General features: G+C 66.8%; 23 protein-coding genes. 17 read left to right on the plus strand and 6 right to left on the minus strand.

Going from position 1 to position 25,521, the window contains the following annotated elements; all coding sequences use genetic code 11:
• Nucleotides 1–17: 17 nt before the first annotated feature.
• Nucleotides 18–2,327: a DNA translocase FtsK gene (locus A9Z05_RS29155; protein ID WP_069621126.1), complete on the minus strand. Its 2,310-nt coding sequence runs from the start codon at nt 2,325–2,327 to the stop codon at nt 18–20.
• Nucleotides 2,328–2,714: 387 nt separating this feature from the next.
• Here A9Z05_RS29155 and trxB point away from each other — a divergent pair, with 387 nt between their 5' ends.
• The 3 genes from trxB to A9Z05_RS29170 all read left to right on the plus strand — a co-directional run bounded on the left by trxB (nt 2,715) and on the right by A9Z05_RS29170 (nt 5,202).
• On the plus strand, nt 2,715–3,677 hold the full coding sequence (trxB, locus tag A9Z05_RS29160; RefSeq protein ID WP_050011600.1) for a thioredoxin-disulfide reductase: 963 nt from the start codon (nt 2,715–2,717) through the stop codon (nt 3,675–3,677).
• 135 nt (nt 3,678–3,812) lie between these two features.
• Nucleotides 3,813–4,592, plus strand: coding sequence for a Smr/MutS family protein (locus A9Z05_RS29165; protein WP_069621127.1), 780 nt, complete (start codon nt 3,813–3,815; stop codon nt 4,590–4,592).
• Nucleotides 4,579–5,202: a trimeric intracellular cation channel family protein gene (locus A9Z05_RS29170; protein WP_069621128.1), complete on the plus strand. Its 624-nt coding sequence runs from the start codon at nt 4,579–4,581 to the stop codon at nt 5,200–5,202. Before A9Z05_RS29165 ends, A9Z05_RS29170 begins: the two co-directional genes overlap by 14 nt.
• 98 nt (nt 5,203–5,300) lie before the next feature.
• Here the strand turns inward: A9Z05_RS29170 and A9Z05_RS29175 are convergent, their stop codons facing one another.
• The 4 genes from A9Z05_RS29175 to A9Z05_RS29190 form a co-directional block, all read right to left on the minus strand.
• A complete protein-coding gene (locus tag A9Z05_RS29175; protein ID WP_069621129.1) occupies nt 5,301–6,419 on the minus strand; it encodes an ABC transporter ATP-binding protein in 1,119 nt (372 codons plus the stop codon).
• A gap of 112 nt (nt 6,420–6,531) precedes the next feature.
• Nucleotides 6,532–7,389, minus strand: a complete 858-nt coding sequence (locus tag A9Z05_RS29180; protein ID WP_011544828.1) for a carbohydrate ABC transporter permease — start codon at nt 7,387–7,389, stop codon at nt 6,532–6,534.
• Nucleotides 7,379–8,317, minus strand: coding sequence for a carbohydrate ABC transporter permease (locus tag A9Z05_RS29185; RefSeq protein ID WP_069621130.1), 939 nt, complete (start codon nt 8,315–8,317; stop codon nt 7,379–7,381). The genes A9Z05_RS29180 and A9Z05_RS29185 overlap by 11 nt, the downstream gene beginning before the upstream one ends.
• A gap of 138 nt (nt 8,318–8,455) precedes the next feature.
• Nucleotides 8,456–9,703, minus strand: coding sequence for an ABC transporter substrate-binding protein (locus tag A9Z05_RS29190; protein WP_006491170.1), 1,248 nt, complete (start codon nt 9,701–9,703; stop codon nt 8,456–8,458).
• Nucleotides 9,704–10,134: 431 nt separating this feature from the next.
• On the opposite strand from A9Z05_RS29190, the gene zwf reads away from it, so the two are divergent.
• The 5 genes from zwf to A9Z05_RS29215 all read left to right on the plus strand — a co-directional run bounded on the left by zwf (nt 10,135) and on the right by A9Z05_RS29215 (nt 15,636).
• A complete protein-coding gene (zwf, locus tag A9Z05_RS29195) occupies nt 10,135–11,604 on the plus strand; it encodes a glucose-6-phosphate dehydrogenase (RefSeq protein WP_069621131.1) in 1,470 nt (489 codons plus the stop codon).
• 88 nt (nt 11,605–11,692) lie between these two features.
• Nucleotides 11,693–12,373 carry a 6-phosphogluconolactonase gene (gene pgl / locus A9Z05_RS29200; RefSeq protein WP_069621132.1) on the plus strand — a complete coding sequence of 227 codons (681 nt, stop codon included), beginning with the start codon at nt 11,693–11,695 and terminating at the stop codon, nt 12,371–12,373.
• Nucleotides 12,351–14,279, plus strand: coding sequence for a bifunctional transcriptional regulator/glucokinase (locus tag A9Z05_RS29205; RefSeq protein WP_069621133.1), 1,929 nt, complete (start codon nt 12,351–12,353; stop codon nt 14,277–14,279). The genes pgl and A9Z05_RS29205 overlap by 23 nt, the downstream gene beginning before the upstream one ends.
• Nucleotides 14,280–14,848: 569 nt before the next feature.
• Complete coding sequence (locus tag A9Z05_RS29210; RefSeq protein WP_069621134.1) at nt 14,849–15,280, plus strand: STM2901 family protein; 432 nt, start codon at nt 14,849–14,851, stop codon at nt 15,278–15,280.
• The gene (locus A9Z05_RS29215) at nt 15,280–15,636 is read left to right on the plus strand and encodes a DUF1493 family protein (RefSeq protein WP_069621135.1); all 357 of its coding nucleotides are present in this window, start codon (nt 15,280–15,282) and stop codon (nt 15,634–15,636) included. Before A9Z05_RS29210 ends, A9Z05_RS29215 begins: the two co-directional genes overlap by 1 nt.
• A gap of 289 nt (nt 15,637–15,925) precedes the next feature.
• Here A9Z05_RS29215 and A9Z05_RS29220 read toward each other — a convergent pair whose 3' ends face one another.
• On the minus strand, nt 15,926–17,143 hold the full coding sequence (locus tag A9Z05_RS29220) for a Bcr/CflA family multidrug efflux MFS transporter (protein ID WP_069621136.1): 1,218 nt from the start codon (nt 17,141–17,143) through the stop codon (nt 15,926–15,928).
• Between the two features lie 249 nt (nt 17,144–17,392).
• On the opposite strand from A9Z05_RS29220, the gene A9Z05_RS29225 reads away from it, so the two are divergent.
• From A9Z05_RS29225 to A9Z05_RS29265, 9 genes are all read left to right on the plus strand, one after another.
• On the plus strand, nt 17,393–17,845 hold the full coding sequence (locus A9Z05_RS29225) for a hypothetical protein (RefSeq protein ID WP_012328082.1): 453 nt from the start codon (nt 17,393–17,395) through the stop codon (nt 17,843–17,845).
• 179 nt (nt 17,846–18,024) lie between these two features.
• On the plus strand, nt 18,025–19,308 hold the full coding sequence (gene hemL / locus A9Z05_RS29230; protein ID WP_069621137.1) for a glutamate-1-semialdehyde 2,1-aminomutase: 1,284 nt from the start codon (nt 18,025–18,027) through the stop codon (nt 19,306–19,308).
• A gap of 16 nt (nt 19,309–19,324) precedes the next feature.
• Nucleotides 19,325–20,446 carry a bifunctional diaminohydroxyphosphoribosylaminopyrimidine deaminase/5-amino-6-(5-phosphoribosylamino)uracil reductase RibD gene (ribD, locus tag A9Z05_RS29235; RefSeq protein WP_069621138.1) on the plus strand — a complete coding sequence of 374 codons (1,122 nt, stop codon included), beginning with the start codon at nt 19,325–19,327 and terminating at the stop codon, nt 20,444–20,446.
• A 14-nt stretch (nt 20,447–20,460) separates the two neighbouring features.
• Nucleotides 20,461–21,090, plus strand: a complete 630-nt coding sequence (locus tag A9Z05_RS29240; RefSeq protein ID WP_069621139.1) for a riboflavin synthase — start codon at nt 20,461–20,463, stop codon at nt 21,088–21,090.
• Between the two features lie 268 nt (nt 21,091–21,358).
• On the plus strand, nt 21,359–21,877 hold the full coding sequence (locus A9Z05_RS29245; protein WP_069621140.1) for a DUF1993 family protein: 519 nt from the start codon (nt 21,359–21,361) through the stop codon (nt 21,875–21,877).
• Nucleotides 21,878–22,034: 157 nt separating this feature from the next.
• On the plus strand, nt 22,035–23,177 hold the full coding sequence (gene ribBA, locus A9Z05_RS29250; RefSeq protein ID WP_069621141.1) for a bifunctional 3,4-dihydroxy-2-butanone-4-phosphate synthase/GTP cyclohydrolase II: 1,143 nt from the start codon (nt 22,035–22,037) through the stop codon (nt 23,175–23,177).
• Between the two features lie 53 nt (nt 23,178–23,230).
• On the plus strand, nt 23,231–23,746 hold the full coding sequence (ribH, locus tag A9Z05_RS29255; RefSeq protein ID WP_006476661.1) for a 6,7-dimethyl-8-ribityllumazine synthase: 516 nt from the start codon (nt 23,231–23,233) through the stop codon (nt 23,744–23,746).
• A complete protein-coding gene (nusB, locus tag A9Z05_RS29260) occupies nt 23,743–24,180 on the plus strand; it encodes a transcription antitermination factor NusB (RefSeq protein WP_006476662.1) in 438 nt (145 codons plus the stop codon). Before ribH ends, nusB begins: the two co-directional genes overlap by 4 nt.
• A 68-nt stretch (nt 24,181–24,248) precedes the next feature.
• Complete coding sequence (locus A9Z05_RS29265) at nt 24,249–25,445, plus strand: pyridoxal phosphate-dependent aminotransferase (protein ID WP_069621142.1); 1,197 nt, start codon at nt 24,249–24,251, stop codon at nt 25,443–25,445.
• The last annotated feature ends 76 nt before the right edge of the window (nt 25,446–25,521 follow it).

Raw genomic sequence — 25,521 nt, forward strand, 5'->3', positions numbered from 1 at the left:
CCGCGGGCGCCGCGGACTCATTCCGCGTCGCGCGCCGGCACAAGAATTTCGCGGTTGCCGCTCGACGACATCGCCGACACGAGCCCCGACTGCTCCATCTGCTCGAGCAGCCGCGCCGCGCGGTTGTAGCCGATCCGCAGATGACGCTGCACGAGCGAGATCGACGCGCGGCGGTTCTTGATGACGATCTCGACCGCCTGGTCGTACAGCGGATCAGACTCGCCGCCGCCTTCGCCGGTTCCCGCGCCGGCCGAGCCCTCGTCGCCGTCGGCGGTGCCGCCTTCGAGCAGACCCTCGACGTAGTTCGGCTCGCCCTGCTCCTTGAGCTTCTCGACGACACGATGCACTTCGTCGTCGGCGACGAACGCGCCGTGCACGCGCACGGGCAGCCCCGAGCCGGGCGGCAGATACAGCATGTCGCCCATCCCGAGCAGCGATTCGGCGCCCATCTGGTCGAGAATCGTGCGCGAGTCGATCTTCGACGACACCTGGAACGCGATCCGCGTCGGCACGTTCGCCTTGATCAGGCCCGTGATCACGTCGACCGACGGCCGCTGCGTCGCGAGGATCAGGTGGATGCCGGCCGCGCGCGCCTTCTGCGCGATCCGCGCGATCAGCTCCTCGACCTTCTTGCCGACGACCATCATCAGGTCGGCCAGCTCGTCGATCACGACGACGATGTTCGGCAGGCGGCCGAGCGGCTCAGGATCTTCCGGCGTCAGGCTGAACGGGTTCGGGATCTTCTCCTCGCGCTTCGCCGCCTCGTCGATCTTGTTGTTGTAGCCGGCGAGGTTGCGCACGCCGAGCTTGCTCATCAGCTTGTAGCGGCGCTCCATCTCCGCGACCGTCCAGTTCAGCGCGTGGCCAGCCTGGCGCATGTCGGTGACGACCGGGCACAGCAGGTGCGGAATGCCTTCGTAGACGCTCATTTCGAGCATCTTCGGATCGATCAGGATCAGGCGCACCTGCTCGGCGGTGGCCTTGTACAGCAGCGACAGGATCATCGCGTTGATCCCGACCGACTTGCCCGAACCGGTCGTGCCGGCCACCAGCAAGTGCGGCATCTTCGCGAGATCCGCGCACACCGGCTTGCCGCCGATGTCCTTGCCGAGGCTCAGCGTCAGCGCCGACGATGCGGCCGCATACACCTCGGAGCCGATGATCTCGGACAGGTGCACCGTCTGCCGACGCTGGTTCGGCAGCTCGAGCGCCATGTAGTTCTTGCCGGGAATCGTCTCGACCACGCGGATCGACACGAGCGACAGCGAACGCGCGAGATCCTTCGCGAGGTTGACGATCTGGCTGCCCTTCACGCCGGTGGCCGGCTCGATCTCGTAGCGCGTGACGACCGGGCCCGGATACGCGGCGACGACGCTCGCCTCGACGCCGAAGTCCTTCAGCTTCTTCTCGATCAGCCGCGACGTGAATTCGAGCGTATCGGCGGAAATCGCTTCCTGCGTCTTCGGCGCCGGGTCGAGCAGCGACACCGGCGGCAGCGTCGAATCGCCCGGCAGGTCGGTAAAGAGCGGCACCTGGCGTTCGCGCTCGACGCGCTCGGACTTCGCCGGCGTGACGACCGGCGGCACGATCGTCACCGGCTCGTGATCCTCGATGCGCACGCGCTCCTCCTCGACCTTGCCTTCACGGCGCACGGCAGCGGCCTCGCCGAGCTTGCGGTCGCGCTCGGCCTCGCGGCGCAGCTTCGCGACGTTGACCGCGGACAGGATCGCGCCGCCGACGCGCTCGGCGACCGACAGCCACGAGAAACGGAAATACAGCGACAGGCCGATCGCGAGCGCGATCAGCAGCAGCAGCGTGCCGCCCGTGAAGCCGAACGCGTGCGACATCGCACCGGCGACGGCCTCGCCGACGACGCCGCCCGGCGCGCGCGGCAACTGCACCTTCAGCGACCACATGCGCAGCGCCTCGATGCCGTCGCATGCGAGCACGACCAGCACGAACGCGAAGATCTCGGTGAGCCAGCCGATCGGCCGCTCCGGTTCGTCCGGAATCGCGTCGTGGCGCGTGATGCGGCGGTAGTTGACGGCGATGCGCCGCCCGAGCGGCACGATCAGCCAGTAGGCCGACAGGCCGAACAGCAGCAGGATGATGTCGGCCGTCCACGCGCCGACGCGACCGGCCCAGTTCGAGATGTGATCGACCTGGGCGGCGTGCGTCCAGCTCGGATCGCGCCGGCTGTAGCTCAGCAGGGCCATCACCAGAAAAGCGCAGAGCGCAACCTGGAGAATCCAGCGGATCTCCGTGAGGAGCTTCGACATCCGGTGCGGCAACGCCTGTGCCTGGGCGGAATAAGGAGCTTTTGCCATGAATCCGTATAAAGAGGACGGGCCGTGCGCCCGCCTGTCGTTCGATCGCGCTTATTGTAAACGCTGCACCGCGCCGCCAAGTGTAAATGACGGTTACATAGCGGGGACCGGGCGCCGAACCGGCGTGGCCGGCCGCGCCATGCGGAGCCGAGGCCCACGTCTGCGACAACGCGCCGCCGCCGGCGAGGCTGCCGCCCGCCTCGCCGCCGCGATACGCGGGGCACGCCGCGAAACGCTATCGCCACGATTGAAACTCTCGTTCGGCAGCGCAGCAACGGGGCCTTTATAATGCCCGTCTGATACCCATCTATGACGGCATCCCGGTCACCCCGGACCGTCCGGCGAGCCGCATCCCGCCCGCCGCAGCCGCCTTTTACGGATTCGCACATGTCCACGCCCAAACACGCCAAAGTCCTGATTCTCGGTTCCGGCCCCGCCGGCTACACGGCCGCCGTCTATGCGGCACGCGCCAACCTGTCCCCGGTGCTGATCACCGGCATCGCGCAGGGCGGCCAGCTGATGACCACGACCGACGTCGAAAACTGGCCGGCGGACGCGAAGGGCGTGCAAGGGCCGGAACTGATGGCGCGCTTCCAGGAGCACGCGGAGCGCTTCAACACCGAAATCGTCTTCGACCACATCCACACCGCGAAGCTGCACGAAAAGCCGATCCGGCTGATCGGCGACTCGGGCGAATACACGTGCGACTCGCTGATCATCGCGACCGGCGCGTCCGCGCAGTATCTCGGCCTGGCCTCCGAGGAAGCGTTCATGGGCAAGGGCGTGTCGGCCTGCGCGACCTGCGACGGCTTCTTCTATCGCAACCAGGAAGTCGCGGTGATCGGCGGCGGCAACACGGCGGTAGAGGAAGCGCTCTACCTGACCGGCATCGCGAAGAAGGTCACGGTGATCCACCGCCGCGACAAGTTCCGCGCGGAGCCGATCCTGATCGACCGCCTGCTGGAAAAGCAAAAGGAAGGCGTCGTCGACATCAAGTGGGATCACGTGCTCGACGAAGTGACGGGCGAAGAGTCGGGCGTCACGGGCCTGCGCATCAAGAACGTGAAGACCGGCGCGACGGAAGACCTGCACGTGCAGGGTGTGTTCGTCGCGATCGGCCACAAGCCGAACACCGATCTGTTCCAGGGCCAGCTGGAGATGAAGGACGGCTACATCCTGACGAAGAGCGGGCTGCAAGGCAACGCGACGTCGACGAGCGTGCCGGGCGTGTTCGCCGCGGGCGACGTGCAGGACAACGTGTACCGCCAGGCGATCACCAGCGCGGGCACGGGCTGCATGGCCGCGCTCGACGCGCAGCGCTACCTCGAAAGCCTGCACGACAAGAAGTAAGCCGGAAGGCTTGCCGCGGCGGGCGCTACAATGGCGTCCGCTGCCGCGAAGCGGGCTCGACCGGAAAGCCGCTGCCGCCGCGCAGCGGCTTTTTTTTGCCCGCGCGCCCGAACGCGCCTGCCCTGTTACCGAATCATGGCGAAGAACCAGCCCCATCCGAGCGATCCCGCGAAGCGGAAGATCGCTGCCCGTCCCGTGACCCCGGCGCCCGCCGCGCCGCCACCCGCGCCCGATGCGGCCGCGTTGCGCGGCCAGGGGCTCGCGGGCCTCGGCGCGTTGCGCAAATCGCTGCAAGGCGAGGCCGATCGTCGCGAACGCGCACGCGTCGAAGCCGCGCAGGCCGAGCGCAAGGCGGAAGCCGACGCGAACCTATTCCGCAACGAAATCGGCACGATCCGGCCGCTGAACGCGCCGCCGCGCGCGTCGTCGGGCCGCATGCCGCCCGACCCGGTGCCGAAGCAGACGCAGCGCGACGAGGAAGCCGTGCTGAACGCGACGCTGTCCGACGAATTCGATCCCGAGACGCTGCTCGACAGCGACGACTCGCTCTATTACCACCGTCCCGGCATCAGCCGCGACGTCGTGCGCAAGCTGCGCAGCGGTGCGTGGATCGTGCAGGCGCAGATCGATCTGCACGGCATGCGGCGCGACGAAGCGCGCGATGCGCTCGCCGAATTCATCCGCGAAGCCGGCAAGAAAGGGCTGCGCTGCCTGCGCGTGATCCACGGCAAGGGGCTCGGCTCGATCGGCAAGGAACCGGTGCTGAAGGGCAAGGTGCGCGCGTGGCTCGTGCAGAAGGAAGAAGTGATCGCGTTCTGCGAAGCGCGCGGCCACGACGGCGGCGCGGGGGCGGTGCTCGTGCTGCTGCAGCCGCACGCGGCGCCGGCCGACCGGGGGCCGCGTGCCGCATCCTAGGCTGACGCTCGCGATCGCGGTACTGGAGGCGATCGCCACGCTGGCTTTCGCGATTTCGGGGTTCATCGAGGCGCGCAAGAATCGCCTCGACTCGGTCGGCACGTTCGTCGTCGCGCTCGCGACCGCCTTCGGCGGCGGCACGCTGCGCGACATCCTGCTCGAGCGCCGGCCGTTCTACTGGGTCGTGCACGACGACTACGTGATCGCGATCTTCGTGCTCGCGCTGTTCGCGCCGTTCGTGCTGCGGATGCTGTCGCGGCTGTCGGCCGAACGGCTGCTGCTGATCGCCGACGCGATCGGGCTCGGCATTTTCAGCATCTCGGGCACGTCGATCGCGCTGGACGCCGAGATGCCGCGCTTCATCGCGGTGATGATGGGCGTGATCACCGGCGTGGTCGGCGGGATCGTCCGCGACGTGCTGTGCAACGACATTCCGCTGATCCTGCGCGATTCCCGGCCGTACGCGACCTGTGCGTTCGTCGGCTGCTGGTTCTACCTGCTGCTCGTGTGGCTGCAGTTCGACTCGGTGTACAGCGTGCTGCTCGCGACCGGCTTCATCCTCGTCGCACGGCTCGCGACGTTCAAGTTCGACGTACGGTTGCCGCATTGACCGGCGCGTCCGTGGACGCGTCAGCCGCATCGCCGAAACGAAAAAGGGGCCGTTCATCGAAACGGCCCCTTCGTCTTTCGTTCAGCGCAAGCGTCGCGTCACGCGATCCGCTCTTCCGACGCCGGATCGAACAGCACGGCCTTCGACACGTCGAACAGCAGCGACTGCGTCTGCCCCGGCTGCGGGTTCGCGGCCGGGTGCACGCGGCTCACGATCCGTTTGCCGTTCACCTGTGCGAACACGTGCGTGTCCGGGCCGGTCGGCTCCGTCACGTCGACGCGCACGTCGATCGGCTGCAGCTTCGATGCCTCGCCGTGATGTGCGTTGCGCGCGTCGGTGATGCGCTCCGGACGCAGGCCGAGGATCACCTCGCGGCCGACGTGCGACTTCAGCTTCGCCGCGTCGAACGGCAGGATCAGCGCGCTGCGCGCGAGGCCCGTGTCGATCTCGAGCGCGATCCCGCTGCCCTGCTCGACCAGCTTGCCGTTGATGAAGTTCATCGGCGGCGCGCCGATGAAGCCCGCGACGAACAGGTTCGACGGCGAATCGTAGATGTCCTGCGGCGCGCCGAACTGCTGGACCACGCCGTCCTTCATCACCGCGATCCGGTCGCCGAGCGTCATCGCCTCGATCTGGTCGTGCGTCACGTAGACGATCGTCGTCCCGAGACGCTGGTGCAGCAGCTTGATTTCCGCGCGCATCTCGATGCGCAGCTTCGCGTCGAGGTTCGACAGCGGCTCGTCGAACAGGAACAGCGACGGATCGCGCGCGAGCGCGCGGCCCATCGCGACGCGCTGGCGCTGGCCACCCGACAGCTGGCCCGGCTTGCGGTCGAGCAGGTGCTGGATCTGCAGCATCGCCGACACGCGGTCGACGATCTGCTGCTGTTCGTTCTTCGGCACCTTGCGGATGTTCAGGCCGAACGAGATGTTCTCGCGCACCGTCATCGACGGATACAGCGCGTACGACTGGAACACCATCGCGATGTCGCGATCCTTCGGCGACAGGTCGTTGACGACCTTGCCGTCGATGCAGATCTCGCCGCTCGTGACGGTCTCGAGCCCGGCGATCATGTTGAGCAACGTCGATTTCCCGCAGCCCGAACCGCCGACCAGGATCAGGAACTGTCCGTCCTCGATCTCGATGTCGACACCCTTCAGGACCGGCACCCCGTTCGGGTAGGTCTTGTACACGTCACGGATGGAAAGGCTTGCCATGCTGTGAATCCTCTGTCTCGTCTCGCGCGGCGCGCTCGGGCGCCGCGTCGGGTTCGTTTCGATGCGCCGCGCGTGGTGCGCGGCCGGTTCGTCGTATCGGATGAAGCCGCGCCTACCCCTTCACCGCGCCCGCCGTCAGCCCGCGCACGAAGTAGCGGCCGGCGACGATGTAGACGAGCAGCGTCGGCAGCGCGGCGATGATCGCGCCGGCCATGTCGACGTTGTATTCCTTCACGCCCGTCGACGTGTTGACGAGGTTGTTCAGCGCGACCGTGATCGGCATCGAATCGACGCCGGAGAACACGATCCCGAACAGGAAGTCGTTCCAGATTTGCGTGAATTGCCAGATCAGGCACACCATGAAGATCGGCAGCGACACCGGCAGCAGGATCTTCGTGAAGATCGTGAAGAAGCCGGCGCCGTCGATGCGCGCGGCCTTCACGAGTTCAGCCGGCACGCTCACGTAGAAGTTGCGGAAGAACATCGTCGTGAACGCGATCCCGTACACGACGTGCACGAACACGAGGCCCGGAATCGTGTTCGCGAGGCCGAGCATCCCCTGCAGGCGCGCCATCGGCAGCAGGATCACCTGGAACGGGATGAAGCAGCCGACCAGCATCATCGTGAACAGCGCGTCGGCGCCGCGAAAGCGCCAGTGGGTGAGCACGTAGCCGTTGAACGCGCCGATCAGCGACGAGATCAGCACGGCAGGAATCACCATCTGCAGCGAGTTCAGGAAGAACGGCTTCATCCCGTCGCAGCGCACGCCGGTACAGGCGCCGCTCCATGCCTTCACCCACGGGTCGACGGTCCACGTGGTGGGCGGCGTCAGCAGGTTGCCGGTGCGCAGCTGGTCGAGGTCCTTGAACGACGTCGACAGCATCACGTAGATCGGGAACAGGAAATACAGCGCGAACAGGATCAGTGCCGCATAGATCACTGCCCGGCTGATCGTCATCTTAGGCTGCATTGCGGGTGCTCCTCGATTCCATATACATCAGCGGCACCAGCACCGCGACCACGGTCGCGAGCATCATCACCGAGGACGCCGCGCCGAGCCCGAGCTGGCCGCGGTTGAACGAAAACGTGTACATGAACATGGCCGGCAGCGACGACGACGTGCCCGGGCCGCCCGCCGTCAGCGCGACGACGAGGTCGAAGGTCTTGATCGTGATGTGGCAGAGGATCAGCAGCACCGAGAAGAACACCGGGCGCATGCTCGGAATCACGATCTTGCGGTAGATGGTGGGCAGCGTCGCGCCGTCGACCTGCGCGGCCTTGAAGATCTCGCCGTCGACGCCGCGCAGCCCCGCGAGGAACAGCGCCATCACGAAGCCGGTCGATTGCCACACGGCCGCGATCACCACGCAGAAGATCGCCTTGTCCGGATCGTCGAGCCAGCCGAACGAGAAGCTCGTCCAGCCCCAGTCGTGCATCACCTTCTCGAGGCCGAGGCCCGGGTTCAGGATCCACTGCCATGCGGTGCCGGTCACGATGAACGACAGCGCCATCGGGTACAGGAAGATCGCGCGCAGCGCGCCTTCGTTGCGGATCCGCTGGTCGAGCAGGATCGCGAGGAACAGGCCGAGCCCGACGCAGATCGCGATGAACGGGATCCCGAACCACCCGAGGTTCGCGGCGGAGGTCCACCACACGTCGTTCTGGAACAGGTCCGTGTAACGGCCGAAGCCGTCGAATTCGTAGTTGGGCAACAGCCGCGAGCGGGTCAGCGACAGATAGCCGGTAATCAGGATGAAGCCGTAGATGAACACCACGGCGATCGCGACGCTCGGCGCGAGCACGAGCTTCGGGATCCAGCGATCGGCGAAGGCCGACATCGGCGACGCACGCCGTGCGGCGGCAGCGCCGGATCCGTTTCCGCTAAGAGGGGCAGCCACTTGATTCGACTCCTGGAACGAGGGCGACGCAGGCCGGGCCGGCGCCGGGTACGGCACGGGCCCGCGGGCGAGCCCGTTTGCTGCACATGCAAAAACGCCCGGCCGACGAAGCGTTTCCGGCCGGGCGCCTGGCGCGCGTTACTTGACCTTCGCGGCCTTCGCGAGCGCGGCGACCGCGCTCTTCGAATCCTGCTGCGAGTTCATGAACTTCGTCACGACGTCCGTAATCGCGCCGGCGGTCGCGTCGCCTTGCGCCATGCCGTGCGCGAGCGACGGCACGAAGCCGCCCGACTTGATCGCGGTCTGCTCGTCGGCGTACGACTTCTTCGCGCAATCGTCGAACTTGTCCATCTTCACGCCGAGACGGACCGGCACCGAACCCTTCAGCAGGCTGAACTGCTCCTGGAAGTCCGGCGTCATGATCGTCTTCGCGAGCGCGAGCTGGCCCGGCGTCGCGTTCTTCTCGCCCTTCTGCTGGAAGAACACGAACGAGTCGACGTTGAACGTGTACGAATTCGCGGTGCCCGGCACCGGCGCGCACACGTAGTCCTTGCCCGCCTTCTTGCCGGCGTTCTCGAACTCGCCCTTCGCCCAGTCGCCCATGAACTGCATGCCGGCCTTGCCGTTGATGACCATCGCGGTCGCGAGGTTCCAGTCGCGGCCGTTACGGCCGGTGTCGAAGTAGCCCTGGATCTTGCGCACCGTGTCGAACACCGACAGCATCTGCGGCGACGTCAGCGTCGCCTGGTCGAGGTCGACCAGCGCCTTCTTGTAGAACGCCGGGCCCTGCGACAGCACGACGTCTTCCCACAGCGTCAGGTCCTGCCACGGCTGGCCGCCCATCGCGACCGGCTGGATGCCCGCGGCCTTCAGCTTGTCGGCCACCGCGAAGAATTCCGGCCAGGTGGTCGGCACCTTCGCGCCGACCTTGTCGAGCGCGGCCTTGTTGATGTACAGCCAGTTGACGCGGTGCACCGAGAACGGCGCGGCGACGGTATGGCCCTTGTACTTGATGATCTTGTCGATTTCCGGCGGCAGGTTCTGCTTCCAGTCGCCGGCAGCCGAATCGATGTTGACGAGCACGCCCTGGTCGGCCCAGTCCTGGATCAGCGGGCCCTTGATCTGCGCAGCCGACGGAGAATCGCCGCTGATCACCTTGGTCTTCAGCGCGGTCATCGCCGCGGCGCCGGCGCCGCCCGCGACCGCGAAGTCCTTCCACACGTAGCCCTGCTTCTGCAGGTCGTCCTTCAGCACGCCGACGGCCTTCGACTCGCCGCCCGAGGTCCACCAGTGCAGCACGGTTACGTTCTCGGCTGCCTGCGCCGCCACGGCGCCAGCCATCAGGCCTGCGGCGCAGAGCGCGCCCATGATCGAGCGAACTTTCATTACTTATCTCCTCCAGACTGAATCAACTCGTGAGGTTCCCTGACCGGGAACCGGCTTCTTGATAACGACGGGGAAATCGAGCCGCGGGACGCATGCAGCGTACGGGGCCGATGACCGGCCGGGCTCTTACAGAAAGCGTGAATCGAGATTCAACGGCGTGTCTCCTCTTTGTGTTTCTGGCCCGCCGCGATGATGCGACGCGAGCCCGGGGCCGACGGCGCGCCAACGATGCGCGCCGCCAATGTCCGATAACATTCGGCACAAGGCGTTCCCGAAGGCGAAGCTCGCGCAGTTCATCGACCGCACTTCTTTTTTTCTTCACCCAGGTGCTACCCCTTGCGGCGGATTGTAGTTAAACTACAATTCAGTGTCAAAAATATTTTTATCGCACTACGGATCGCTTCCGAGCACCCCCAACACGGCGGAGACACATGCATACCGATTCCAGCTTTACCTTCGTACTTTTCGGCGGCACCGGCGATTTGTCGATGCGCAAGATCCTGCCCGCGCTGTTCGAAGCGCACCGCGCGAGCATGCTGGCGGCGAGCGGCCGGATCGTCGCCGTGGCGCGACACGAATCGGATCGGGCGGCCTATCTCGAATGGGTCGACACGCACGTGAAGCCGCATGCGGCGAAGGCGGCCGGCAACGCATTCGACGACGCGGCATGGAAGTCGTTTCTCGACCGCATCGAGTACGTGAAGCTCGATCTCGGCCGCGCGGAGGACTACGTCGTGCTGCGCGACGCGATCGCGTCGCTGCCCGGCATCCGCGTGTTCTATCTCGCGACGGGCCCGTCGCTGTTCGTGCCGATCTGCAACGCGCTCGCGTCGGTCGGCCTGAGCGAAGGCTCGCGCATCGTGCTCGAGAAGCCGCTCGGCTACGACCTGAAATCGTCGAACGCGATCAACGACGCGGTCGGCGAGATCTTCGCGGAAGGCCAGATCTACCGGATCGACCACTACCTCGGCAAGGAGCCGGTACAGAACCTGCTCGCGCTGCGCTTCGGCAATGCGCTGTTCGAGCCGCTGTGGCGCCGCGAATGGGTCGAGAGCATCCAGATCACGATCGCCGAGGAGCTCGGCGTCGAGGCGCGCGGCGATTTCTACGACAATACGGGCGCACTGCGCGACATGGTGCAGAACCACCTGCTGCAGTTGTTGTCGATCGTCGCGATGGAGCCGCCGCACTCGATGGATTCCGACTCGGTGCGCGACGAAAAGCTGCGCGTGCTGCGTGCGCTGAAGCCGGTCGACCCGCGCGACATCGGCAAGGTTGCCGTGCGCGGCCAGTATCATGCGGGCGTGATCAAGGGCGCGCAGGTGCCGGCCTATGCGACCGAGCCGGGCGTGAAGCCCGACAGCCAGACCGAAACCTTCGTCGCGCTGAAAGTCGAGATCGAGAACTGGCGCTGGGCCGGCGTGCCGTTCTTCCTGCGCACCGGCAAGCGTCTGGCCGACCGCGTCGCGGAGATCGTCGTCAACTTCCGCCCGGTGCCACACTCGGCGCTTGGGGCCTCCGCGCTGCGCGCCGGTGCGAATCGTCTCGTGATCCGGCTGCAGCCGAACGAGACGATCCGCCTGTACTGTCTCGCGAAGCAGCCGGGCGAAGGGATGAATCTCGCGAGCGTGCACCTCGATCTCGCGTTCGACCAGTTCTTCAAGGAAGGGCAGATGGAGGCGTACCAGCGCCTGCTGCTCGACGTGATCAACGGCCGGCTCGCGCTGTTCGTGCGTCGCGACGAACAGGAAGCCGCATGGCAGTGGGTCGAGCCGATCCTGAACGAATGGGCGCGCACGCTGAAGCCGCCGAAGCCGTATGCGGCGGGCACGTGGGGGCCGGCCGCGTCGAGCGCGATGCTCGCGCAGCACGACACCTGCTGGCTCGAAGAAGAAAACTGATACAAACCGTTGCCGCGTACGCCACCGTACGCGGCAACGTGCGTCACGATTCGTACGATTTGAACAGACAAAGCAGTCCGGAGGAGATGTGATCGAGATCCACGCTTTCGACACCCAGGAAGCGCAAAGCGAAGCGCTCGCGCGCGCCGTCGGCGATGCGCTGCGCGCGGCGCTCGCCCGCCCCGCGCGTCCGACGCTCGCGGTGTCCGGCGGCACCAGCCCGCGCCCGTTCCTGCACACGCTGTCGCACGCGGCGCTCGACTGGGCCGGCGTCGACGTCACGCTGGTCGACGACCGCTGGGTACCGGACGACGACGCGGCCAGCAACGCGCAGCTCGTGCGCGACACGCTGCTGCAACACGCGGCGGCCCCTGCCCGCTTCCTGCCGCTCGTCGACACGCGCACCACGCTCGACGCGCACGTCGCCGCGCTCAACGCGAACGCCGACTACCGCGTGCCGACCGTCGCCGTGCTCGGCATGGGCGAGGACGGCCACACCGCGTCGATCTTCGCCGACGCGCCCGAATGGGACCACGCGATCACGACGCCCGAGCGGTTCGTCGCCGTGCATCCGGGCGCCGCGCCCCATGCACGCGTGAGCTATTCGCTCGACGCGCTGAAGCGTGTCGACCGGCTGTTCCTGCTGATCGCGGGCGCCCGCAAACGCGACGTGCTCGACGCCGCGGCCGCGTCGCTGCAGAAGAACGCGATTTCCCAACTGGCCAACGACAAGGGGACCCAGCTCGATGTCTACTGGTGCGCAAAGTAAGGCGGTCGTCGCGGGTCAGCATGCCGACGGCCCGCGCCTGCTCGCGGACGTCGGCGGCACCAACGCGCGCTTCGCGCTGGAAACCGGCCCGGGCGAGATCACGCAGATCCGCGTGTATCCCGGCGCCGACTATCCGACGATCACCGACGCGATCCGCAAGTATCTGAAGGACGTGAAGATCAGCCGCGTGAACCACGCGGCGATCGCGATCGCAAACCCGGTCGACGGCGACCAGGTCACGATGACCAATCACGACTGGAGCTTCTCGATCGAGGCAACGCGCCGCGCGCTCGGCTTCGACACGCTGCTGGTCGTCAACGACTTCACCGCGCTCGCGATGGCGCTGCCGGGCCTGACCGATGCGCAGCGCGTACAGGTGGGCGGCGGCGCGCGCCGCCAGAACAGCGTGATCGGTCTGCTCGGGCCCGGTACCGGGCTCGGCGTGTCGGGGCTGATCCCGGCCGACGACCGCTGGATCGCGCTCGGCAGCGAAGGCGGTCACGCATCGTTCGCGCCGCAGGACGAGCGCGAGGATCTGGTGCTGCAGTATGCGCGCAAGAAGTTTCCGCACGTGTCGTTCGAACGCGTGTGCGCGGGCCCGGGCATGGAGATCATCTATCGCGCGCTCGCCGCGCGCGACAAGAAGCGGGTGGCCGCGTCCGTCGACACGGTCGAGATCGTCGAGCGCGCGCATGCGGGCGACGCGCTTGCGCTCGAGACGGTCGAATGCTTCTGCGGGATTCTCGGCGCGTTCGCCGGCAGCGTCGCGCTCACGCTCGGCGCGCTCGGGGGCGTGTACATCGGCGGCGGCGTCGCGCTGAAGCTCGGCGAACTGTTCACGCGCTCGTCGTTCCGCGCGCGCTTCGAGGCGAAGGGCCGCTTCACGCACTATCTCGAGAACATCCCGACCTACCTGATCACCGCCGAATACCCGGCGTTCCTCGGCGTATCGGCCATCCTCGCGGAGCAGCTGTCGAATCGTTCCGGCGGCGCGTCGTCGGCCGTGTTCGAGCGGATCCGCCAGATGCGCGACGCGCTGACGCCGGCCGAGCGCCGCGTGGCCGATCTCGCGCTGAACCATCCGCGCTCGATCATCAACGACCCGATCGTCGACATCGCGCGCAAGGCCGACGTGAGCCAGCCGACGGTGATCCGCTTCTGCCGCTCGCTCGGCTGCCAGGGGTTGTCGGATTTCAAGCTGAAGCTCGCGACCGGCCTCACCGGCACGATCCCGATGAGCCACAGCCAGGTGCATCTCGGCGATACGGCCACCGACTTCGGCGCGAAGGTGCTCGACAACACGGTGTCCGCGATCCTGCAGCTGCGCGAGCACCTGAATTTCGAGCACGTCGAGAACGCGATCGAGATCCTGAACGGCGCGCGCCGCATCGAGTTCTACGGGCTCGGCAACTCGAACATCGTCGCGCAGGATGCGCACTACAAGTTCTTCCGCTTCGGGATCCCGACGATCGCGTACGGCGACCTGTACATGCAGGCCGCGTCGGCCGCGCTGCTCGGCAAGGGCGACGTGATCGTCGCGGTGTCGAAGTCGGGACGCGCACCCGAGCTGCTGCGCGTGCTCGAGGTCGCGATGCAGGCCGGCGCGAAGGTGATCGCGATCACGTCGAGCAACACGCCGCTCGCGAAGCGTGCGACCGTCGCGCTCGAGACCGATCACATCGAGATGCGCGAGTCGCAGCTGTCGATGATCTCGCGGGTCCTGCATCTGCTGATGATCGACATCCTCGCGGTCGGCGTCGCGATCCGTCGCGCGTCGACCAACGGCGAATTGCCGGAGGCCGTCGCGCAGGCGCGCGCGCGGGCGAACGACGACGAAACGGCCGACGTGCTCGACTGGCTGAGCCACGGCGCGTCGCCGGCGGCGAAGGACGTCGCGCGGGACTGACGCTTCGGCGAAACACCGTCGACCCACGACACCCCGAACGCTGGATTCAAGCCCGGCGTTCGGGGTGTTTTGCATGAGCGCCCCCGGAACCACAGCGACTCGGCATGCATCGACGATGCCTTCTGCCGAGGGCGCGCGTGACGTCATACGTTCGTACACGCTCCCATTTTCGAACAAGTCCAATTGTCAGCAGTTGCCCAGGCTCGGTAACTTCCTTCACTCCGCGTGATGCCGCCATCCCGGTCCGACGCGAGAAATGACACGTTTCTCACAGAACCCCGATTCGCATCGACAGCATCATGTTCATCCAGTTTGCGGAGAGGGATATGCCTAGACCACGTTTTTCAGCCGCATGGGCAGCAGCAATGCGCATTTACGCGCCGATAAATTCCGCGGAGCAAGTTGCGCTAACGATTGGGGCCAACGTGGCCACCAATATCCAGCGATGGGACAAAGCAGAAGGGATCAAATTCCCGCCTTCGCTGGGAGCCAGTACCCTGGACGGTAGGCAGGGGATCGTTCTCTTCGAGGTATCAGCCTCGTCGATAGCCTGAGAGAGGAATACTATAATGAACAATACCTATGCCTTTGGTACACATCGAGATCTCACGCCGATGGAGCTGTTTTTTCTCGTCTTTATCGATGAGACATGCAAGGAGCTTGGTGTTGACGATGTAGCAGCAGTGGTTGCGATTGTGGCCGGTCAAAATTGGATGCCAACACGAGCGAAGCCCTTTGGTACCACGCCGGGTACTTCTGTTGCGTCGATATTGAGTCGCAAGTATCTGGACTACGATTTGAAGAAGAAGATCCTCCCAACGCTGACCAATGCCAGCGTCAAGCGCTTGAAGTTCATTCTGGTAAGAAACATTGGGGTTTTCGTTGGGCGCGCGGTTCCTGTCGTTGGCTGGGTCATTGCTGCCAAGGATGTCACGACGATCAGCATTCGTTCCGTGTCGCGCTATAACGCGCTTGTTAAGCCTGAAGACAAGGTATTCTGATGAGCCAGTTCACATGGAACGAGTTTGAAGATTTTGTGAGAAGGGAGGCCGGCGTTAGTCCCAAGAAAATTCTCACAAAAAATCATGCCATCGAGGGTGATTTGGATATCACTGGCGACGATGCGGTCGAGTTCATGGAGCGCTTCTTCGATAAATTTCCGGTGCAAGTTGGAGATTTTGAGTTCAATCGCTACTTCTCGGGAGAGGGCTTTAGCTTGATTGAAGTGGCGCGGATGGTCTTCTCCAGAAAACACCGAAAAAAGTATGACAAAGTGCCACTGACTCTAGGCATGCTCTATCAGGCTATTTTGGATGGAGAGTGGAACAATCAGCGTTTGGAAAGCCTGCCACGCTGATTGCACCTCGCCAAATAGACCGGTTTATTGTTTAGGCGATGCGTCGGATCCATGCATACCTCTGGAGTCCGCCATGAGACAAAATCCGCTGCTCCGTGTGTGTCGTGCCCCACCCGAAGCGCAGCTATCGACTCGACAATCGCTCGTCAGACCGTTCCAAGTGATGCGGACGCGGAAATGACCCGCGTCGCCGGCTGACCGGGTTACATCGGCATGGTGTTCGCTCGGGTTGCCGGTTGCGCGAATATCGTCGACATACTCGCGCCCTCCGCCAGTTCCGCCGCGCCGCTCAGGCGCCCGCCTTCACCGGCCGTCCATGCCAGCGCAGCACCAGATAGCGCCCGACGAAGCACAGCACGCCGGTAACGCCGATCGTCACGCCCATCGCGAACGGCGTGCCGTCCGCGAGTGCGCCGATCGCGACGCTCGCGAGCGCGCCGAGCGCGAGCTGCATCGCGCCGAACACGGCCGCCGACGCGCCCGCGTTGTGCGGATAGCGGTGCATCAGGTCGGTCGTGCAGTTCGCGGACAGGATCCCGACCACGCCGACGACGAAGAACAGGCACACGACGATCGACCACAGCCCGCCCAACCCCGTCAGCGCGACGAACGCGACCGCGAGCGACGCGATGCAGCTCACGAGCGACGCGGCCGAGATGATGCGCAGCGAGCCGATGCGGCCGACGAGCCGCGTGTTCGCGAAGTTGCCGATCATGATCCCGACGACGTTCAGGCCGAACAGCAGCCCGTAGTGCTGCGGCGACACGTGGAAATACTCGATGTACACGAACGGCGTCGCGGTGATGTACGAGAACATCGACGCGAACGCCATCCCGCCGCACAGCATGTGCCCCCATGCGACGGGGTCGGACAGAATGCGCCCGTACGATGCGAACGACGCGAGTACGGCCGCGCTCTTGCGCCGCTCCTTCGGCCAGGTTTCGGGCACGCGCAGGTACGCGGTCGTCGCGCATATCGCGCCGAACACGGCCAGCACGACGAACACGCCGCGCCAGCCGGAGAAACGCAGGATCTGGCCGCCGATCAGCGGCGCGAGCAGCGGCCCGACCGCGGTGACGATCGCGACCATCGACAGCACCTTCGCCGCGTCGCTCGGCTCGTGCGCGTCGCGCGCGATCGCCCGCGCGAGCACCGACGCGGCGCCGGCGCCGAGCGCCTGCAAAAAGCGCACGACGATCAGCATGTCGATCGAGCCCGACACGAAGCAGCCGATGCTCGCGAGCGTGAACAGCGCGATCCCGCCGAGCAGCACGGGACGGCGGCCCCACGTGTCGGACAGCGGGCCGTACAGCAGCATCCCGATCGAGAAGCCGGCCATGAAGCTCGTCAGCGTGCGTTGCGCGGCGCCGGGGCTGACGGAGAAGCCGGCGGCGATCGACGGCAGGCTCGGCAGGTACATGTCGGTGGCGATCGGCCCGCAGGCCGCGAGCGCGCCGAGCAACAGGATCAGCCGGGCATCGGGCCGGCGCCGGACGACGTGAGACATGGGTATCCGGAATGGGAGCCCGCGCGCATCGAAGCGCGCGTGACGGTGAAGACGGGAGGCCGCGCCGCAAGCGGCGCGCTCAGGTCCATGATTGTACGCGCAACTTTTTTGCCTGCCTCGAGCCCGGTGCGGCGGCGGGCGGAGATACGCCCACACTCGCCATGCGCCGAACGAGCGCGCCGGCCGATTCGATTAAGCTTGCTGCTGCTCGCCCCTCTTGTCTGATCAATTCGACGCACGACCGAACCGATGACCGCTTTCCTGCTGATCTGGAGCCCCAAGAAATGGCCATGGCCCGAGTTGCCCGACGTCGCCGCGCGCGTGAAGGCCGGCGAGGCCGTGCATGACGTGTGGGGCTGCGGCTTCGCGCGCGGCATCCTGCCGGGCGACCGCGTGTTCCTGCACCGCGTCGCGAAGGAACCGAAGGGCGTGTTCGGCTCCGGCTATGTGACGCGCGCGCCGTACGAGGTGCCCGATCCGTCGACCAAGCGCGGCTACCGGCTGTGCATCGACTTCGTGTACGACTGGCTCGTCGACGCGCATCAGGATGTCGTGATTCCGCGTGATGCGCTGCGTGTGCATCCGTACTCGGTGCAGACGTGGGACGCGCAGAGTTCCGGCACGTCGATCAAGCCGATGGTCGAAGGTCCGCTCGAAAAGCGCTGGGCCGAGCTGACGGGCAAGCGCAAGCCGCCGCGATAAGCGAAAACCGGGGCGAATCGGGGCCGCCTTCCGCTCGGCCCTCCCCGTCGCGCGCCGAAAGGCCGCAGACCGCCCGGCGGGCTTGGCGCGCGCGTCTCCGGTACAATCAGACGATCGTTCCGCCCAGGCGCCGCGGCCCGTGCACTGGCCCCCGCGCCCTTCTCTCGCAGGTTTCGCTCATGTCCAACAATCAGATCCTCTTCGAACGCGCCCAGAAGACCATTCCCGGCGGCGTCAACTCGCCGGTGCGTGCGTTCCGCTCGGTCGGCGGCACGCCGCGTTTCGTCGCGCGCGCGCAAGGCCCGTATTTCTGGGATGCCGACGGCAAGCAGTACATCGACTACATCGGCTCGTGGGGCCCGATGATCGTCGGCCACGTCCATCCGGACGTGCTGTCGGCCGTGCAGAACGTGCTCGCCGACGGCTTCTCGTTCGGCGCGCCGACCGAAGCCGAGATCGAGATCGCCGAGGAAATCTGCAAGCTCGTGCCGTCGATCGAACAGGTGCGGATGGTGTCGAGCGGCACCGAGGCCACGATGAGCGCGCTGCGTCTCGCGCGCGGCTTCACGGGCCGCAGCCGCATCGTGAAGTTCGAGGGCTGCTACCACGGCCACGCGGACAGCCTGCTGGTCAAGGCCGGCTCGGGCTTGCTGACGTTCGGCAATCCGACGTCGGCCGGCGTGCCCGCCGACATCGCGAAGCATACGACCGTCCTCGAATACAACAACGTCGCCGCGCTGGAAGAGGCGTTCGGCGCGTTCGGCGACGAGATCGCCGCGGTGATCGTCGAGCCGGTCGCCGGCAACATGAACCTCGTGCGCGGCACGCCCGAATTCCTGAACGCGCTGCGCGCGCTGTGCACGAAGCATGGCGCCGTGCTGATCTTCGACGAGGTGATGTGCGGGTTCCGCGTCGCGCTCGGCGGCGCGCAGGCGCACTACGGGATCGCGGCCGACCTGACCTGCCTCGGCAAGGTGATCGGCGGCGGGATGCCGGCCGCCGCGTTCGGCGGCCGCCGCGACATCATGGCCCATCTCGCGCCGCTCGGCGGCGTGTACCAGGCCGGCACGCTGTCGGGCAACCCGATCGCGGTCGCCGCGGGCCTGAAGACGCTGCAACTGATCCAGGCGCCGGGCTTCTACGACGCGCTCACCGCGCAGACCAAGCGGCTCGCCGACGGCCTCGCGGCCGCAGCGCGCGCGGCCGGCGTGCCGTTCGCGGCCGATTCGATCGGCGCGATGTTCGGCCTGTACTTCGCCGAGCGCGTACCGACCAGCTTCGCGGAAGTCACGAAGAGCGACACCGAGCGCTTCAACCGCTTCTTCCACCTGATGCTCGACGAGGGCGTGTACTTCGCGCCGTCCGCGTACGAAGCCGGCTTCGTGTCGAGCACGCACGACGACTCGGTGATCGACGCGACGCTCGCGGCCGCGCGCCGCGCGTTCGCGGCGCTCGCCGCCTGACCCGGGGGGCGCGCGCATGTTCTCGGACACCGATTTCGCCCACATGCAGCGCGCGCTCGCGCTCGCCGCGCGCGGCATGTACACGACCGCGCCGAATCCGCGCGTCGGCTGCGTGATCGTCAAGGACGGCGACGTGATCGGCGAAGGCTTCACGCAGCCGGCCGGCCAGGACCACGCGGAAGTGCAGGCGCTGAAGGACGCACGCTCGCGCGGCTACGACGTCGCGGGCTCGACCGTCTACGTGACGCTCGAACCGTGCAGCCATTTCGGCCGCACGCCGCCGTGCGCGAACGCGCTGATCGACGCGCGCGTCGCGAAGGTCGTCGCGGCGATGGAAGACCCGAATCCGCAGGTGTCGGGCCGCGGCCTCGGGATGCTGCGCGATGCGGGCATCGACGTGCGCTGCGGGCTGCTCGCGCATGAAGCGGGCGAGCTGAACATCGGGTTCGTGTCGCGGATGACGCGCGGCCGGCCGTGGGTGCGGATGAAGACCGCCGCATCGCTCGACGGCCGCACCGCGCTGCCGTCCGGCGAGAGCCAGTGGATCACCGGCGAGACCGCGCGCCTCGACGGGCACGCATGGCGCGCACGCGCGTGTGCAATCCTCACCGGCATCGGCACCGTGCGCGAGGACAATCCGCTGCTGACCGTGCGCGGCATCGACACGCCGCGCCAGCCGCAACGCATCCTGGTGGACAGCCGCCTCGACCTGCCGCTCGACGCGCGGCTGCTCGAAGGCGCGCCGCTGCTGATCTTCTGCGGCCGGCTCGACGCCGCCGGCGAAGTCCGCGCGAACGTGCTGAAGTCGCGCGGCGCGGAAATCGTGCCGCTCGCGAATGCGCACGGCAAGGTCGACCTGCCCGCGATGCTGGCGGCGCTCGGCGCGCGCGGCGTCAACGAGCTGCACGTCGAGGCCGGCCACAAGCTGAACGGTTCGCTGCTGCGCGAGCACTGCGTCGACGAATTGCTGGTGTATCTGGCGCCGAGCCTGCTGGGCGCCGACGCGGCCGGCATGTTCGATCTCGCCGCGCCGGCCAGCCTCGATGCGCGCACGCGGCTGTCGTTCCACGGTATCGAGCGGATCGGCGACGACCTGCGGATCCTCGCGCGCATCGCGCCGCCCGACGCCTCTCACTGAACGGAATCGTCACGATGTTTACCGGAATTGTCGCGGCCGTCGGCCGCATCGAAACGATCGCCCCGCTCGGCACGTCGGCCGATGCCGGCGTGCGGCTGACCGTGCACGCCGGCGGGCTCGACCTGGCCGATGTCGCGCTTGGCGACAGCATCGCGATCCAGGGCGCGTGCATGACGGTGATCGAAAAGACCGACGCCACGTTCGACGTCGACGTGTCGCGCGAAAGCCTGAACCGGACGGTCGGCCTCGCGCAGCCCGGCGCAGTGAACCTCGAGAAGGCGCTGCGCGCGCACGATCGTCTCGGCGGGCATATCGTGTCGGGTCATGTGGACGGCCTCGGTACCGTCACGCGCTTCGCGCCGGTCGGCGAGTCGCATGAACTGCGGATCGTCGCGCCGCGCGAACTCGGCCGCTATCTCGCGTACAAGGGCTCGATCACGGTGAACGGTGTGAGCCTGACCGTCAATACGGTCGACGACCGCGCGGACGGCTGCGAATTCTCGATCAACCTGATTCCGCATACGGTCGAAGTCACGACGCTGCGTCACGTGAAGGCCGGCGACAAGGTCAACCTCGAAGTCGACATGATCGCGCGGTATGTGGAGCGGATGCTGTCGTCGTCGCAGGGCGTGCATCAGGACTGATCGGCCAACTCGGTCCCCTACATGAAATGACGGCTGACGGTTCGGCCCGGCATTGTCCGGGCGTCGCCGCAGCCCTGTCGCTCCACCGGGCGTTGCTCCCACCCTACTTCGTGCCGGGCCGCCCCGTCGGCCAGCCGACACCTGGCCGAACGGCCAACGACGCGCACGGGTCATGCCATCGCGCTAAGATGCGTCGACAGCGGTTTCCACGCCGCCACGCACGACGCGCCGCGTAGCGGCCGCCCCTCTTCCCATTGGAGTCGTCCCCATGTCCATCTCGATGTACCAGGCTTCGCTGCCCGTCCTGATCCGCGGCCTCACCAACCTGCAACACATCCTCGGCAAAGCGCAGGCGCATGCGGCCGAAAAGCAGATCGATCCGTCGGTGTTCATCGGCGCACGCCTCTACCCGGACATGCTGCCGCTCGTCCGCCAGGTCTATATCGCGACCGACACGGCCAAGGGCTGCGCCGCGCGGCTCGCCGGCGCCGAGATCCCGAGCTACCCGGATGTCGAGCAGACTTTCGACGAGCTGCATGCGCGCATTCAGAAGACGATCGACTACCTGAAGAGCTTCGACGCCGCGCAGATCGACGGCAGCGAGGCGCGCCAGGTCGTGCTGAAGATGCGCGTCGGCCCGATCGAGTTCACCGGCCAGTCGTACCTGCTGAATTTCGTGCTGCCCAATTTCTTCTTCCACGTGACGACCGCGTACGACATCCTGCGCCACAGCGGCGTCGAACTCGGCAAGCTCGATTACCTCGGCGGGCGCAACGAACACGCGTGACGCGCGGCCGGGACACGCCCGGCCCGCAACCGTCCGCACCCGCGCGCAGGCCGGCCGCGGCGCTTTCCGGCGCCCTCGCCGGCCGCACGCGGCCCGCGCCAGCCGAAACGCCGTCCGGCTGGCGTAAAATACGCACTTTCCTCTTTCTCGCCCCCTTATGACGCTCGCCTCCACGCTCGACATCATCGCCGAGCTGAAAGCCGGCCGGATGGTGATCCTGGTCGACGAAGAAGACCGCGAAAACGAGGGCGACCTCGTGATCGCCGCCGAATTCGTCACGCCGGAAGCGATCAACTTCATGGCCAAGTACGGCCGCGGCCTGATTTGTCTGACGTTGACGCAGGAACGCTGCAAGCAGCTTCACCTGCCGCTGATGACCTATCGCAACGGCACGCAGTACGGCACCGCGTTCACGGTCAGCATCGAAGCGGCCGAAGGCGTGACGACCGGCATCTCGGCCGCCGACCGTGCGCACACGATCGCCACGGCGGTCGCGCACGACGTGCGCCCCGAGCACATCGTGCAGCCGGGCCACGTGTTCCCGATCATGGCGCAGCCGGGCGGCGTACTCGTGCGCGCCGGCCATACCGAGGCCGGCTGCGACTTCACCGCGCTCGCGGGGCTGACCCCGGCCGCGGTGATCTGCGAGGTGATCAAGGACGACGGCACGATGGCGCGCCTGCCCGACCTGCTCGAATTCGCGAAGGAACACAACCTGAAGATCGGCACGATCGCCGACCTGATCCAGTACCGCAGCCGCACCGAATCGATCATCGAGCGGATCGCCGAGCGCACGATGCAAACCGCGCACGGCACGTTCCGCGCGGTGCTGTACCGCGACCAGCCGAGCGGCTCGCCGCACATCGCGCTGGTGCGCGGCACGCCGACGCCCGACGTCGATACGCCGGCGCGCGTGCACGAGCCGCTGTCGGTGCTCGATCTGCTCGAGACGGGCGTGTCGACCCATTCGTGGACGCTCGACGCGGCGATGCGCGAGATCGCGGCGCGCGACCTCGGCGTGATCGTGCTGCTCAACTGCGGCGATACGAAGGAACACCTGATCGACGTCTTCAAGGCGTTCGACGAGGAAGAAAAGGCCGCTGCGCTCAAGCGCCGGCCGGTCGATTTCAAGACGTTCGGCATCGGCGCGCAGATCCTGCGCGATGTCGGCGTCGGCAAGATGCAGGTGCTGTCGAATCCGCGCAAGCTGGGCAGCATGTCCGGCTACGGCCTCGAAGTCACGGGCTTCATTCCGATGCCCGGCGGCGAAGCCACGTCCTGCCCGGCGTCCCACGCGTAACCCGCCACGGCGCTTTCGCCCTATAACCGTTCATCCACACCACGGACCAGATCATGGAAATCGGACAATACCAACCGAATCTCGAAGGCGACGGCCTGCGTATCGGCATCGTGCAATCGCGCTTCAACGAACCCGTGTGCAACGGCCTCGCCGACGCGTGCGTCGAGGAACTGGAACGCCTCGGCGTCACCGGTGAAGACGTGCTGCTCGTGTCGGTGCCCGGCGCGCTGGAAATCCCGCTCGCGCTGCAGAAGCTCGCCGAAAGCGGCCAGTTCGACGCACTGATCGCGCTCGGCGCGGTGATCCGCGGCGAGACCTACCATTTCGAACTCGTGTCGAACGAGAGCGGCGCGGGCATCACCCGCATCGGTCTCGACTTCAACCTGCCGATCGCGAACGCGGTCCTGACGACCGAAAACGACGAGCAGGCCGTCGCGCGCATGACCGAAAAGGGTCGTGACGCCGCGCGCGTCGCCGTCGAGATGGCGAACCTGACGATGGCGCTCGACCAGCTCGGCGACGACGAGGACGAAGAGGAAGACGAAGACGACGAAGAGGAGCGCGCATGAAGAAGAGCGCCCGCCGACAATCGCGCGAGCTGGCGACGCAGGGCCTGTATCAGTGGCTGCTGTCGAACGCGCCCTCCGGCGAGATCGACGCGCAACTGCGCGGCGCGCTCGGTTACGACAAGGCTGACAAGGAACTGCTCGAAGCGATCCTGCACGGCGTGATCCGCGAGCATGCGACGCTCGTCGAAGCGCTGGCGCCGTCGCTGGACCGTCCGATCGATCAGCTGTCGCCGGTCGAGCGCGCGGTGCTGCTGATCGCGACGTTCGAGCTCACGCACCATGTCGAAACGCCGTACCGCGTGATCATCAACGAAGCCGTCGAACTCGCGAAGACGTTCGGCGGCTCCGACGGCTACAAGTACGTGAACGGCGTGCTGGACAAGCTGGCCGCGAAGCTGCGCCCCGCCGAAACGCAGGCGCGTCGCAACGGCTGATACCGTTCGTTTGTCCACGGGCGCGCAAGCGCCCGTTTTTCATTCTTTTCCCTCCGCCCTGCCCGCCGATGAATACCACCGCCGATTCGCTCGTCACGCTCGCCGCACGCGTCGACGCGATCCAGCCCTTCTACGTGATGGAACTGATGAAGGAGGCACAGCGGCTCGAGTCCTTGGGGCGCGATGTTATCCACATGGGCATCGGCGAGCCGGATTTCACCGCGCCGGAGCCGGTTGTCGAGGCCGCCGCGGCCGCGCTGCGCCGTGGCGTCACGCAGTACACGAGCGCGCTCGGCATCGCGCCGCTGCGCGAGGCGATCGCCGCGCACTACGCGCGCGCGTACGGCCTCGCGATCGCCCCCGAGCGGATCGTCGTGACGGCCGGCGCATCGGCCGCGCTGCTGCTCGCGTGCCTCGCGCTGGTCGGCCGCGACGACGAAGTGCTGATGCCCGACCCGTCGTACCCGTGCAACCGGCACTTCGTCGCGGCGGCCGAAGGTCGCCCGGTGCTCGTCCCGAGCGGCCCGGACGCGCGCTTCCAGCTCACCGAAAACGACGTCCGCACGCACTGGAACGACCGCACGCGCGGCGTGCTGCTCGCGTCGCCGTCGAACCCGACCGGCACGTCGCTCGAACCGGACGAACTGAAGCGGATCGTCGAAGCCGTGCGTGCACGCGGCGGCTTCACGATCGTCGACGAGATCTACCAGGGGCTCAGCTACGACGCCGCGCCCGTGTCGGCGCTGTCGTTCGGCGACGACGTGATCACCGTGAACAGCTTCTCGAAGTATTTCAGCATGACGGGCTGGCGGCTCGGCTGGCTCGTCGTGCCGCCGGCGCTCGTCGGCACGTTCGAAAAGCTGTCGCAGAACCTGTTCATCTGCCCGTCCGCGCTCGCGCAACATGCGGCGCTCGCCTGCTTCGAGCCGGCGACGCTCGACATCTACGAAACGCGCCGGCTCGAATTCAAGCGCCGCCGCGACTTCATCGCACCGGCACTCGAACGGCTCGGCTTCACGGTGCCGGTAATGCCGGACGGCGCATTCTATGTGTATGCGCATTGCGGCGGCGTCGCCCACCCGGCGGCCGGCGACAGCGCCGCGCTCACGCGGGCGATGCTGCACGACGCAGGCGTGGTGCTGGTGCCGGGGATGGACTTCGGTGTCCATGCGCCGCGCGACTACATCCGCCTGTCCTATGCGACCGCCTACTCGCGGCTCGAAGCGGCCGTCGACCGGCTCGCGACGCTGTTCGGCCAACACTGACGCCACGGCCGGCGCACCGGCCGCTTCACGTCCCGCAAAACGAAAAGGCACCCGATTCGGGTGCCTTTTGCATGTC

Source organism: Burkholderia sp. A2 (assembly GCF_001729305.1).
Taxonomy (GTDB): domain Bacteria; phylum Pseudomonadota; class Gammaproteobacteria; order Burkholderiales; family Burkholderiaceae; genus Burkholderia; species Burkholderia sola.

Coding starts and splice junctions, on each gene's coding strand:
- A9Z05_RS29215 (WP_069621135.1), top strand. CDS start 15,280: ATGAGCCAGTTCACATGGAACGAGTTTGAAGATTTTGTGAGAAGGGAG.
- ribD (WP_069621138.1), top strand. CDS start 19,325: ATGTTCTCGGACACCGATTTCGCCCACATGCAGCGCGCGCTCGCGCTC.
- A9Z05_RS29245 (WP_069621140.1), top strand. CDS start 21,359: ATGTCCATCTCGATGTACCAGGCTTCGCTGCCCGTCCTGATCCGCGGC.
- A9Z05_RS29240 (WP_069621139.1), top strand. CDS start 20,461: ATGTTTACCGGAATTGTCGCGGCCGTCGGCCGCATCGAAACGATCGCC.
- A9Z05_RS29165 (WP_069621127.1), top strand. CDS start 3,813: ATGGCGAAGAACCAGCCCCATCCGAGCGATCCCGCGAAGCGGAAGATC.
- A9Z05_RS29155 (WP_069621126.1), bottom strand. CDS start 2,327: ATGGCAAAAGCTCCTTATTCCGCCCAGGCACAGGCGTTGCCGCACCGG.
- A9Z05_RS29210 (WP_069621134.1), top strand. CDS start 14,849: ATGAACAATACCTATGCCTTTGGTACACATCGAGATCTCACGCCGATG.
- hemL (WP_069621137.1), top strand. CDS start 18,025: ATGTCCAACAATCAGATCCTCTTCGAACGCGCCCAGAAGACCATTCCC.
- trxB (WP_050011600.1), top strand. CDS start 2,715: ATGTCCACGCCCAAACACGCCAAAGTCCTGATTCTCGGTTCCGGCCCC.
- A9Z05_RS29190 (WP_006491170.1), bottom strand. CDS start 9,703: ATGAAAGTTCGCTCGATCATGGGCGCGCTCTGCGCCGCAGGCCTGATG.
- A9Z05_RS29220 (WP_069621136.1), bottom strand. CDS start 17,143: ATGTCTCACGTCGTCCGGCGCCGGCCCGATGCCCGGCTGATCCTGTTG.
- A9Z05_RS29225 (WP_012328082.1), top strand. CDS start 17,393: ATGACCGCTTTCCTGCTGATCTGGAGCCCCAAGAAATGGCCATGGCCC.
- ribH (WP_006476661.1), top strand. CDS start 23,231: ATGGAAATCGGACAATACCAACCGAATCTCGAAGGCGACGGCCTGCGT.
- A9Z05_RS29175 (WP_069621129.1), bottom strand. CDS start 6,419: ATGGCAAGCCTTTCCATCCGTGACGTGTACAAGACCTACCCGAACGGG.
- A9Z05_RS29265 (WP_069621142.1), top strand. CDS start 24,249: ATGAATACCACCGCCGATTCGCTCGTCACGCTCGCCGCACGCGTCGAC.
- A9Z05_RS29180 (WP_011544828.1), bottom strand. CDS start 7,389: ATGCAGCCTAAGATGACGATCAGCCGGGCAGTGATCTATGCGGCACTG.
- nusB (WP_006476662.1), top strand. CDS start 23,743: ATGAAGAAGAGCGCCCGCCGACAATCGCGCGAGCTGGCGACGCAGGGC.
- zwf (WP_069621131.1), top strand. CDS start 10,135: ATGCATACCGATTCCAGCTTTACCTTCGTACTTTTCGGCGGCACCGGC.
- ribBA (WP_069621141.1), top strand. CDS start 22,035: ATGACGCTCGCCTCCACGCTCGACATCATCGCCGAGCTGAAAGCCGGC.
- A9Z05_RS29205 (WP_069621133.1), top strand. CDS start 12,351: ATGTCTACTGGTGCGCAAAGTAAGGCGGTCGTCGCGGGTCAGCATGCC.